Genomic DNA, 13,157 nt, shown 5'->3' with positions numbered 1-13,157 from the left:
GAGTGTTTGGACCATCGGAGGCGGTGCGGCATGACCATCCTGTCCGGACTGGAGTTCTTCGACCTGCACGACCCCGTCGCCGCCGAGCCGGTCGCGGTCGTCGCCATGGCCTGCCGACTGCCCGGCGGGATCACCGACCCCGAGGGGCTGTGGGAACTGCTCCTCGCCGGCCGTGACGCCATCGGCCCGCTGCCCGCCGACCGGGGCTGGGACCCGGACGCCCTCGACGCGCCGGACCGGGCCGCCGTGCCCCGGCGCGGCGGATTCCTCGACGGCGTCGCCGACTTCGACGCCGGCTTCTTCGGACTCTCGCCCCGCGAGGCCGTCGCCACCGACCCCCAGCAGCGGCTGCTGCTGGAGACCGCCTGGGAGGCCGTGGAGCGGGCCGGCATCGACCCGCTGTCACTGCACGGCACCCGCACCGGCGTCTACGTCGGCGTCAGCGGCGAGGACTACGCCCTGGTCACCGCGCGGGCCGCCGACGACATGGCAGCGGGCACCGTCACCGGCACCGCGCCCGGCGTCGCCTCCGGCCGTCTCGCCCACGTCCTCGGACTGCGCGGCCCCGCGCTCAGCCTCGACACCGCGTCCTCCTCCTCGCTGACCGCCCTGCACTGCGCGGTACGGGCTCTGCGTGCCGGGGAGTGCACCCTCGCCCTGGCGGGCGGCGCCAACGTGCTGTCCACGCCCCGCAGCCTCGTCGGCTACGCCAGGCAGGGCGGCCTCGCCCCCGACGGCCGCTGCAAGCCGTTCTCCGCCGACGCCGACGGCACCGCCTGGGCCGAGGGCGTCGGCGTCCTCGTCCTGGAACGCCTCTCCGACGCCCGGCTGAACGGCCACCCCGTGCTCGCCCTCGTCCGCGGCACCGCCGTCAACGCCGACGGCGCCACCGACCGGCTGACCGCGCCGAGCGGCACCGCCCAGCGCGAGCTGATCGCCCTGGCGCTGCACGACGCGGGGCTCGGCACCGGCGACGTCGACGCCGTGGAGGCACACGGCACCGGCACCCGCGTCGGCGACCCCGTGGAGGCCGAGGCACTCCTCGCCACCTACGGACGCGATCGCGAACACCCGCTGCTCATAGGCTCCGTGAAGGCCAACCTCGGCCACGCCCAGGCCGCCGCGGGCATCGCAGGGCTCATCAAGACCGTCCTCGCCCTGCGGCACGGCGTCCTGCCCGCCACCCCGCACCTGTCGGAGCCGACCCCGGCCGTCGACTGGAACGCGGGGTCGGCGCGGCTGCTGAGCGAGCCCACCGACTGGCCCGCCACCGGAAGGCCGCGCCGCGCCGCGGTCTCCTCCTTCGGGATCGGCGGCAGCAACGCCCACGTCGTCCTCGAACAGGCACCGCCCGCACCCCTACCGGCCGAGCAGCCCGACAGGAGTCCGCACATCGTGCCCTGGGTGGTCTCCGCACGGTCGGCGAACGCCCTGGACGCCGCCGTCGCCCGGCTGCGCCGGCTGGACCCCGCCGACGACCGGGCCCGCGCCGACATCGCCCACTCGCTGGCCACCGGCCGGGCCACCGCGCTGCCGCACCGCACCGTCCTGCTGGCCTCCGCCGACGGCACGCCCACCGCCGCCCGCTGCGTCGCCGAACGCGGCCTGTCCGCCGTCCTGTTCGCCGGACGCGGCACCCCGCACGCCGCACGGACCGGCACCCTCGCCGCACGGTTCCCGGTGTTCGCGCGCGCCTTCGCCGCCGTACGCGAGGCGTTCGACGGTCTGCTGGCCGAACCACTGCGCGACCTCGTGGGGGGTGAGCGGGAGATCTCGGCGGGCGAGCAGGCCTTCGTCGCGCAGGCCGAACCCCTCCTGTTCGCCCACGAGATCGCCCTGTACCGGCTGCTGGAATCCCTCGGCCGGACTCCCACCCACGTCGTCGGGCACGGGCTCGGCGAGGTCGCCGCCGCGCATGCCGCCGGTGCGCTGTCCCTCACCGACGCCTGCCGGGTCGTCGCCGCCCGGGTCCGGCTGGCCGAGCGGCTCGGCACCGCCGCCACCGTCGCCGTACGCGCCACCGAGGCCGAGGTGGCACCGCTGCTCACCGCGGGCGTCGGTGTCGCGGCCGTCGACGGCCCCGACCGGCTCGTGCTGTCCGGCGCGGCGAGTGAAGTCGCCCGTGTCGCCGACGCCTTGGCGAACGAAGGGCACGCCACCACCGCCCTCCCGGCCCCGCACGGGCTGCACTCCCCGCTCGTGGCCGACGCGCTCGACGCCTTCCGCAGGGACCTGGCCGGCCTCGAACCGCGCACCCCGCGCATCCCGGTCGTGTCCACCCTGACCGGCGCCCGCGTCACCGATACCGACCTCGCCTCACCCGCACACTGGAGCGGCCAGGCCGGCGCCACCGTACGGTTCGCCGACGCCGTCACCGCCCTGCGCGACGCGGGCGTGCACACGTTCCTCGAAGTGGGCACGGACGCCGCCCTCACCGCGAGCACCGTCGAACTGCTCGCGTGGAGCGGCGTGGTGACGGTCGCCGCCCAGCGAGCCGGCACCGACCCCGAGACGGCCCTGCTCACCGCGCTCGCCCGGCTCCACGTCACCGGCAGCGACGTGCACTGGCCCGCCCTGTTCACCGGCACCGGCGCCCGCCGCACCGAACTGCCGACATACCCCTTCCAGCGCGAACGCCACTGGCCCACCCCGGCGGACCGGGCCCGCACGCCCCTGCCCACCCCGGCGGACCGGCCGACAGGCGAACCCGACGCCCTGCGGGCCCTCACCGGCCCCCGCAGGGTCCGCGCACTGCTCACCCTGATCCGGGTCGAGGCCGCCGCCGCCCTCGGGCACGCCGACCCCGGCCGCGTCGAACCCCGCACCGCCCTGCGCTCCCTGGGCCTCGACTCCTACGCCGAGACCGAACTGCGAGTGCGCCTGGGCAAGGCCACCGGACTCGACCTGCCGACCACCCTGTTCTACGACCGGCCCACCCCGGCCGCGCTCGCCGCCCGGCTCGCCGAACACCTCGACGAGCAGCCGCTCCCGCTGCCCGACTGGCCGACCGGCTTCGAACAGGCACTGCGCGACCTGCCCGGGAACCACCCCGAGCGCCGGCGCGCCGTACGCCGCCTGGAAGCCCTGCTGAACGACCTGGGCCGGCGCGCCCCGGCCGGCCGCGCCAACGGCGGCGGCGACGGCGACGGCGCCGCAGGTCATCCCACGGCGGAGGCCGCCGACATCGCCGCCGCCCCCGTCGACCGGCTCCTGGACCTCATCGACCAGGAGTTCCCGATCGACAAGGAGTTCCCGGTCCGCTGACCGGCGCCCCGGAGCGGCACCCCCACATCCCCGGAAAGCCAGCGACCTCAGCGGGCCACCCCCCACCCGCAGGCCACGTACGCCCCCGCCGACGCGATGGGACATCCCGTGCAGGAAGAGCAGCAGGACACAGTCGTCGACTACCTCCGACGGGTCACGGCGGAGCTGCGCCGTGCCCACCGGCGCATCGAGGAACTGGAGTCGGACCGTGCCCCCGGAACGCCGGGCGACGACCCCGTCGCCGTCGTCGGCATGGGCTGCCGCCTACCGGGGGACGTCACCTCGCCGGACGACCTGTGGCGGCTCGTCGACACCGGCCGGGACGCCGTCACCGCGTTCCCCGCCGACCGCGGCTGGGACCTGCCCGCACTGCTCGCCGGCAGCACCGCCCGCGGGGGCGGGTTCCTCGACGGCGCCGACGCCTTCGACGCGGAGTTCTTCGGGATCTCGCCCCGCGAGGCCGCCACCATGGACCCGCAGCAGCGGCTGTTCCTCGAAGTCGCCTGGGAGGCCCTGGAGAACGCCGGCATCGACCCGCAGTCCCTGCGCGGCAGCCGCACCGGCGTGTACGCGGGCACCTACCAGTGGGACTCCGGCCGCCCCGGACCCGGCGACGGCGCCGGACACGTCATGACCGGCACCGCGTCCAGCGTCCTGTCCGGGCGGCTCGCCTACGTCCTCGGCCTCGAGGGCCCGGCCCTGACCCTCGACACCGCCTGCTCCTCCTCCCTGGTCGCCCTGCACACCGCCGTCCAGGCCCTGCGGACCGGCGAGAGCGAACTCGCCGTCGTCGGCGGCGTCACCGTGCTCTCCGACCCGGCCGTGTTCACCGAGTTCAGCAGGCAGGGCGGACTCGCCCCCGACGGCCGCTGCAAGGCGTTCTCCGCGGACGCCGACGGCACCGGCTGGTCCGAGGGCGTCGCCGTACTCGTCGTGGAGCGCCTGTCCGACGCACGCCGTCACGGGCACCGTGTCCTGGCGCTGGTACGGGGCACCGCCGTCAACTCCGACGGCGCCTCCAACGGCCTGACCGCCCCCAGCGGCCGCGCCCAGCAGCAGGTCATCCGGCAGGCACTCGCCGCCGCCGGACTCGATCCCGCCGACGTCGACGCCGTCGAGGCGCACGGCACCGGCACCCGGCTCGGCGACCCCGTCGAGGCGTCCGCGCTCCTCGCCACCTACGGCCAGGACCGCGAACGGCCCCTGCTGCTCGGCTCGTTGAAGTCCAACATCGGGCACACCCAGGCCGCCGCGGGCGTCGCCGGCGTCATCAAGACGGTGCTCGCGATGCGGCACGGCAGGCTGCCCCGCACGCTGCACGCGGACGACCCCACCGACGCCGTCGAGTGGACCGCGGGCCGTGTCGAACTGCTGCGCCAGTCCGCCGACTGGCCCCGCACCGGCCGCCCCCGGCGGGCCGCCGTGTCCGCGTTCGGCATCAGCGGCACCAACGCCCACGTGGTCCTGGAGGCGGCTCCCGAGCCGGAACCGGCCCACGTGCCTGAACCGACACCCGAACCGGCCCATGCGCCGTCGTCGCCCGCACACGCGGTGCCCTGGCCCCTGTCCGCCCGCACCGCCGAAGCCCTCACCGACCACATCACCCGCGTCCGCGAACGGGCCGCCGGGCTCGACCCGCTCGACGTCGGCCACTCACTGGCCACCGGACGGTCCTCCTTCGAGCACCGGGCCGTGCTGCTCGGCTCGGCCCCGGACGCCCCGCCGCTCGCCGAGGCCGTGGCGGGCGACGAGCCGTCCGTCGCCCTCCTGTTCTCCGGCCAGGGCAGCCAGCGCCTCGGCATGGGACGCGAACTCGCGGACCGCTTCCCGGTGTTCGAAGCGGCCCTGGACGAGGTCCTCGCCGAGCTCGACCCGAACGTGCGGTCGGCGATGTGGGCCGGCGACGAAAAGACCCTGCACCGCACGGAGTTCGCGCAGCCCGCGCTGTTCGCCGTCGAGGTCGCCCTGTACCGGCTCGTGGTCTCCTGGGGCGTACGGCCCGAGTACCTCATGGGCCACTCCGTCGGCGAGATCGCCGCCGCGCACGTCGCCGGCGTGCTGTCCCTGGCGGACGCCTGCCGCCTGGTGTCCGCGCGGGCCCGCCTGATGCAGGACCTGCCCGCGGGCGGCGCGATGGTCGCCGTGTCCGCCGGTGAGGACGAGGTCCGTCCGCTGCTCACCGACGGCGTCGTCCTCGCAGCCGTCAACGGCCCGCGTTCCGTGGTCCTCTCGGGCCCCGACGAGGCCGTGGAAGCGGTCGCGGCCCGGCTGGCCGATGCCGGGCACCGCACCGGCCGCCTGCGGGTGTCGCACGCCTTCCACTCACGGCTGATGGACCCCGCCCTCGACCCCTTCCGTGCGGCGGTCGCGGAGCTGTCCTTCGCCGAACCCGCCCTGCCCGTCGTCTCCAACGTCACCGGACGCATCGCCGAACCCGGCGAACTGACCACCCCCGACTACTGGGTACGTCACCTGCGCGAGACGGTCCGCTTCGCCGACGGCGTGCGCACGCTGGCCGAGCACGGCGTCGGCGCCTGGCTGGAGGTCGGCCCCGGCGGTGTCCTCGCGGCCCTCGCCCAGGAGACCCTGCCGCCCGACGCCGTCGTCACACCCCTGCTGCACGGCGGCCCCGACGAGGAGCACTCCGCCGTCACGGCCCTGGCCAGGCTGTACGTCCACGGCGTCCCGGTCGACTTCACGGCCCTGTTCGCCGGGACCGGGGCCCGACGGGTCGCGCTGCCCACCTACCCGTTCCGTCGCGGCCGCTTCCCCTTCCGCCACGCCGACCGCGAGACGGACGGCACGGACTTGTGGTCGGCGCTCCGCCGCACCGAACCGGCCGCACTGGCGGGCCGCCTCGGCGTCACCGAGGACGCCGTCCGCTCCGTCGTCCCCGCCCTGCTGTCCTGGCGGTCCCGGCACCGCAGCCGGACCGCCCTCGACGCCCTGCGCCACCGCGAGCACTGGCAGCCGCACACCTTCCCGGCGCCGGGTGGGACGACCGGCCCGTGGCTGGTCCTGCTGCCCGAGCACGACGACCCCTGGGCCACCGCCCTCACAGACGCCCTCGGCACGGCGGCCCTGCCGGTCCGCTGCCCCGCCGGCGCCGACCGCGCCACGCTCACCGCGCTGCTGCGTGACGCCGAGCCGGCCGGCGTCCTGTGCCTCACCGCGCTCGAGGACTCGGACGCGGCGGACGTACCCGCCGGGCTGCTCGCCGCGCTGACCGCCGTACAGGCGACCGGCGACGCCGGACTGCGGGCACCCGTGTGGTGTGCGACCCGGGACGCGATGGCCGCCGTCGACACCGACCGGGCCCATGGCCTCGCGGGAGCCGCTCTCTGGGGCCTCGGCCGGGTCGCCGCCCGTGAGACACCCGACCGCTGGGGCGGCCTGCTCGACCTGCCCGCCGAAGAACCGAGCGGGCCCACCGTCGCCCTGGCACTGGGGGCCCTCACGGCCCAGGGCGGCGAGGACGAAGTGGCCGTACGTGCCACCGGAGCCCTCGTACGACGGCTAGTGCCTGCGCCCCGGATGCCCGATGAGACGGCCACCGGTTGGCGTCCCGCCGGCACGACCCTCGTCACGGGCGGCACCGGTGGCCTCGGCGCGCAGGTGGCGCGTCGGTTGGCCGGCGAGGGTGCCGAGCGGCTGTTGCTGGTCTCGCGCCGTGGCCCGGACGCGCCCGGTGCGGACGACCTGAGACGTGAACTGGCCGCCGCCGGCTGCGAGGTGGACATCGCCGCCTGCGACGTCGCCGACCGGGACGCGCTCGCCGCACTGCTCGCCGCGATCCCCGCCGAGCGGCCGCTGACGGCCGTGGTGCACGCGGCCGGCGTCCTCGACGACGGCGTGCTGGAGCGGCTCACCCCGGACCGGTTCGCCGACGTCTTCCGCGCCAAGGCCACCGCCGCGCTGCACCTCGACGCGCTGACCCGGGACCACGACCTCTCGGCGTTCGTGCTCTTCTCATCGGTGTCCGGCGCCCTCGGCAACCCCGGTCAGGCCAATTACGCGGCGGCCAACACCGTCCTCGACACCCTCGCTGCCCGCCGCCGCGCCGAAGGGCTCCCCGCGGTGTCGATCGCCTGGGCGGCCTGGCGCGGCGCCGGCATGGCCGCCGGACTCGACGACGCGCAGGGCCGACGATCGGGCCTGGGCGGCCTCGACCCCGAACTGGCCCTGACCGCCCTGCTGGAAGCCACCTCCGACCCCCACCCCGCTCTCCTGGTCGCCGACCTCGAGCCCCTGGCCGCAGCACTCCGCACGGGCCCGCGGCGCAGCCCGGTCCTCGACGGCCACCCCGCCGCACCCGCCCCGGCCCCGGCCACCACGCCCCTGGCCGACCGGCTGCGTACGGCACCGCCCGCCGAACACACCACGCTCGTGCTGGACGCGGTGCGCGCCGAGTCCGCGGGCGCCCTGGGCCACCGCCGGGCCGCCGACGTACCGCCCGACCGCGCCTTCCGGGCCTCCGGGTTCGACTCCCTCACCGCCGTTGAACTGCGCAACCGGCTCGTCGCCGCGACGGGTCTGCCACTCACCGCCGGAGTCGTCTTCGATCACCCCACCCCGCGCGAACTCGCCGCACACCTGCTGGCCGCCCTGACCGGCACCCGTGAAGCCGCCCTCGCCGAACCGTCCGGCATTGAGGACAACACCGCTGAAGCCGCCTCCGCCGTCGATGACGCCGACGACCCGGTCGTGATCGTCGGCATGGCCTGCCGGCTGCCCGGCGGCGCCGACTCCCCGCAGCTCCTGTGGGATCTGCTCACCGAGGAACGCGACGCCATCGGCCCCTTCCCCGGCGACCGCGGCTGGGACCTCACCGAGTTCGCGGACGGCGGGCGCCTCGAAGGCGGATTCCTCTACGACGCCCACGACTTCGACGCGGCCTTCTTCGGTATCTCCCCGCGCGAGGCGGTCACCATGGACCCGCAGCAGCGGCTGCTCCTGGAGACCGCCTGGGAGGCCGTGGAGCGGGCCGGCATCGACCCGCAGACCCTGCGCGGCACCCGCACCGGAGTCTTCGTCGGCAGCAACGGCCAGGACTACGCCCATGTCGTCAGCGGCTCCGCCGAACGCGCCGAGAGCCACGCCGCCACCGGTCTTGCCGCCAGCGCCCTGTCCGGCCGTGTCTCCTACACCCTCGGCCTGAACGGCCCCGCGGTCACCGTCGACACCGCCTGCTCCTCCTCGCTGGTCGCCCTGCACCAGGCGGTCCGCGCGGTCCGCGCCGGCGAGTGCGCGCTCGCCCTCGCCGGCGGGGTCACCGTCATGACCGACTCGGCGAGCTTCGCCCGCATCCAACGGCTGGGCGCCATCGCCCGCGACGGCCGCTCCAAGGCGTTCTCCGAGGACGCCGACGGCACCGGCTACTCCGAGGGTGTCGCCCTCCTCGTCGTGGAACGGCTCAGCGAGGCCCGGCGCCGGGGCCATCGGGTACGGGCCGTGATCCGCGGGTCCGCCGTGAACCAGGACGGCGCCTCCAACGGGCTCACCGCGCCCAACGGGCCCGCCCAGCAGCGCGTCATCCGCGAGGCGCTCGCCGACGCCCGCCTCGGGCCGGCCGACGTGGACGCCGTCGAGGCGCACGGCACCGGCACCCGGCTCGGCGACCCCATCGAGGCCGAGGCACTCCTCGCCGCCTACGGCCAGGACCGCGAACGGCCCCTGCTGCTGGGGTCCGTGAAGTCCAACATCGGCCATACGCAGGCGGCGGCCGGCGCGGTCGGCGTCATCAAGACGGTCCTGGCCCTCGAACACGGCACCGCGCCGCGCACCCTGCACGCCGACACGCCCTCCACCCGAGTCGACTGGACCACGGGCGCCGTACGCCTCCTGCGGTCCGCCCAGGAGTGGCCCGACACCGGATGCCCCCGCCGGGCCGCCGTGTCCGCGTTCGGCATCAGCGGCACCAACGCCCATGTCGTACTGGAGCAGGCGCCTCCGCGGTCCGTCACAGAGCCCGCCGGTTCGGTGACCCCACCGGTCGAGACCCCCGACGTACCCCTGCTCCTCTCCGCCCGGACCGTGCCCGCGCTGGCCGAACAGGCCGCCCGCACCGCCCGGTTCCTGCGCTCCCACCCCGAGACCGACCCCGCGGCGGCCGGCTGGTCGCTCGCCACGACCCGTGCCGCCCACCAGCACCGTGCCGTCGTCCTCGGCCCGGACCGCGCCGGGCTCCTCGACTCGCTGGACGCCCTGGCCACCGGCACCGCCGACCCTGCCGTCGTACGCGGCACCGCCGCCGACAGCGCCACCGGACCGGTGTTCGTCTTCCCCGGCCAGGGCTCCCAGTGGTGGGGCATGGGCCGCGAACTGTACGACTCCTCACGGGTGTTCCGCGCCACGGTCGACGACTGCGCCGACGCCCTGGGCCCTTACGTCGACTGGTCGCCCGTCGACCTGCTGCGCGGCGACGGCGCCGACCCCGACGTACTGCACAGGGCAGACGTCGTCCAGCCCGCCCTGTTCTCCACCATGGTCTCCCTCGCCGCCCTCTGGCGCTCCCTCGGCGTCGAACCGGGGGCGGTCGTCGGGCACTCGCAGGGCGAGATCGCCGCCGCCCATGTGGCGGGCGCGTTCAGCCTGGAGGAGGCGGCCCGGCTGGTGGCCCTGCGTGGCCGGACGATGCTCGAACTCGGCGGACTGGGCGGCCTGATGACGGTGTTCGCACCCGTCGACCGGGTCGAACCCCTCCTGGACGCCTGGCCCGGACGGGTCGGCGTGGCCGTCCTCAACGGGCCCGCGACGGTCGTCGTCTCCGGGGAGGACGCCGTCCTCGACGAACTGCGCGAGGTGTGCGCACGCATGGACCTGCGCACCAAGGACGTCAAGTCCGACATCGCCGGGCACGGCCCGCAGACCGAGGCGGTGAGGGACCAACTGCTCTCGGTCCTGGGCGAGTTGAGCCCCCGCCCGGCCCGCGTCCCGTTCTATTCCACGGTGACCGGTGGCCGGCTCGACACCACCGCCCTGGACGCCGGTTACTGGTATCGCAACCTGCGGCAGACCGTGCGCATGGAGGCTGCCACCCGTGCGCTGCTCGCGGCCGGGCACCGGGTCTTCGTCGAGAGCAGCCCGCATCCCGTACTGGCCGGTGCGATCGGCGAGACGTGTGAGGCGGCGGGAGCGGAAGACGCCGTCGTCCTCGGCTCCGTGCGCCGGCAGGCCGGTGACGCCCGGACGTTCCTGCTGTCGGCGGCGGGCGGCTGGGCGGCGGGCCTGCCCGTCGACTGGCGGCCCTGCTTCCCCTCCGCCGCCCGCTCCGAACCGGCCGTCGAACTGCCCACCTACCCCTTCCAGCGCCGCCGCTACTGGCCCACCGCCGACACCGCGCCCGTGCGGTCCGGCAGCGGTGAGGACAGTGCCTTCTGGGACCTCGTCGACGACGCGGACGCCGTCGGGCTCGCCGCCGAGACGGGCGCCGGCGAGCCCGAACTCGCCGCCGTCCTGCCCGCCCTCGCCGACTGGCGGCAGCGGTCCCGGCGCCGGGCGCTCGCCGCGTCGTGGAGCTACCGCGACGCCTGGCATCCGCTGGCCACGGGGCGCCCGGCGCAGAGTGCCGCCGGTGGCCGGCCGTCGTCTGCGGGCGCGTCGGGGCCGGTCGCGCAGTTCCCCGCGCCCCTTCGGGGCGCCGACCAACGCCTCGTCGTCGTCCCGGCCACCCACGCCGACGACCCCTGGGTGACCACCGTGGTCCGCGCCCTCGGCCCCGGAACGACCCGCATCGAGGTCTACCCCGCCACGGCCGACCGCACCTCGATGGCGGCGGTGCTGCCGACCCAACCCGGCGTCGTCGTATCCCTGCTGGGCCTCGCCGAAGACCCCGCCGACGTCCGTCACCCGGCGGTGCCCGTCGGGCTGGCGGCGACCGTCGCCCTGCTCCAGGCCCTCGCCGACCGGCCCGCCGGACCCCGTCTGTGGTGCCTCACCCGCGAGGCCGTCGCCGCCGTACCCGGCGACCTCGTCCGCCACCCGGCCCAGGGCACCCTGTGGGGGTTCGGCCGGGTCGCCGCCCTCGAACACCCCGCGCTGTGGGGCGGCCTGGCGGACCTGCCGGACACCGTCGACACCCACTGCGGGACGCTGCTGGCCACGCTGCTCACGGCCGACACCCCGGAGGACCAGCTGGCGCTCCGGGCGTCCGGAGCTTACGCACGACGCCTCGTCGCAGCCGGGGAGCCCACCGCGGTCAAGTCCGGGCGGACCGGCCGGACCGCCGCGGATACCGGCGGCACCTCGGTCACCGGCGATACCGGCCGCCGTCTCGACGCAGCCGGGGAAGCCGGCGCGGCCGAGCCCATGCCCACCGGCGGTACCGCCGCGGATACCGGCGGCACCTCGGTCACCGGCGGCACCGGCCGCCGTCTCGACGCAGCCGGGGAAGCCGGCGCGGACGAGGCCATGCCCACCGGCGGCACCAAAAGCCCTCTGCTCCCCGCCGGCGAATCCTCCGCAGCCAACCCCCGGCGCACCAGCCGCACCGTGCTCGTTCCCGGCGGCACAGCCTCCGATACCGGCCACCGTCCCGCCCCCGCTCGCGAACCCTCCGCAGCCAACCCCTGGCGTACCAGCGGCACCGTCCTCGTCACCGGCGGTACCGGTGCCCTCGGCAGTCGTCTCGCTCACTGGGCCGTGGCCCGGGGTGCCGCGCACGTGCTGCTGCTCAGCCGACGTGGGCCCGATGCTCCCGGCGCCGACACCCTCGCCAAGCAGCTCGCCGAACTCGGTGCCCGTGTCACCGTCGCCGCCTGTGACATCGCCGACCGGGACGCGCTCGCCGCCCACCTCGACGCCCTGCCCGCCGAGCAGCCGCTGACCGCCGTCGTCCACGCCGCCGGTGTCTCCGACGGGGACAGCGACACCACCGCCCTCACCCCGGACACCCTCCAGACGCTGCTCAGCGCCAAACTCCTCGGGGCCCGGCACCTCCATGAACTCACCGCGGGCCGCGACCTCGACGCGTTCGTGCTGTTCTCCTCCGGCGCCGCCTCCTGGGGCAGCGGAGGCCAGCCCGCCTACGCCGCCGCCAACGCCTACCTGGACGCGCTCGCCGCCCACCGCCGCGCCGCCGGGCTGCCCGCCACGTCCGTCGCGTGGGGCGCGTGGGGCGAGACCGGCATGGCCACCGAACCCGGCCTCGCCGCCGAACTCGCCCGCCGCGGCGTCCACCCCATGGACCCCGCCACCGCGCTCGCCGCCCTGCAACGCGCCCTCGACGAGGACGTGAGCGGCCTGACCGTGACGGCCACCGACTGGGCGGCGTTCCTGCCCGCCTTCACCGCCGCCCGGCCCAGCTCCCTGCTGTCCGAACTGGCACGGGCCACCGACCCCGGTCCCGCCGACACCCCCGAACCCGAGGACGGCCCCGGCCTGCGCGACCGGCTCGCCGAGCTGCCCGACGTCGAACGCACCCGGCTGCTCCTCGACCTGGTCCGCACCGAGGCCGCCGCCACCCTGGGCCACTCCGGCGCCGACGCCGTACCCGCCGAACGCGCCCTGCGAGACCTCGGCTTCGACTCCGTCAGCGCCGTCGACCTGCGTAACCGGCTCAAGGCCGTCACCGGCCTCGCCCTGCCCGCCTCCCTCGTCTTCGACCACCCCAACGCCACCGCGGTCGCCGCCCACCTGCGCACCGAGCTCTTCCCCGACGCCCCCGCCGCAACCGACGCGGGCGACGACCCGGACGCCGCGGTCCGCGCCGCCCTCGCCGCCGTGCCGCCCGCGCGGCTGCGCAAGGCCGGACTGCTGGAGCTGATCCTGCAACTCGCCGACGGTGACCCCGCGACCACCGACGCCCCCACCGGCGGGAGCGACGCACACGACCTGGACGCCCTCGACGGCGAGAGCCTGCTGCGGCTCGCGGCCGAGACCACCTCGGACTGACG

The 13,157-nt window shown here is 76.3% G+C and carries 1 protein-coding gene and 1 pseudogene; both read left to right on the top strand.

The window, feature by feature from the left end:
* Positions 1-78: 78 nt before the first annotated feature.
* A pseudogene (locus CP983_RS04405) lies at positions 79-3,264 on the top strand (type I polyketide synthase); the annotation flags it as partial.
* A gap of 108 nt (positions 3,265-3,372) precedes the next feature.
* Positions 3,373-13,155 carry a type I polyketide synthase gene (locus tag CP983_RS44620; RefSeq protein ID WP_229914636.1) on the top strand — a complete coding sequence of 3,261 codons (9,783 nt, stop codon included), beginning with the start codon at positions 3,373-3,375 and terminating at the stop codon, positions 13,153-13,155.
* Positions 13,156-13,157: the final 2 nt, after the last annotated feature.

This window comes from Streptomyces chartreusis (assembly GCF_008704715.1).
GTDB lineage: Bacteria > Actinomycetota > Actinomycetes > Streptomycetales > Streptomycetaceae > Streptomyces > Streptomyces chartreusis.
The sequence above is the reverse complement of the archived record's forward strand: the minus strand, read 5'-3'. Positions and strand labels throughout refer to the sequence as shown.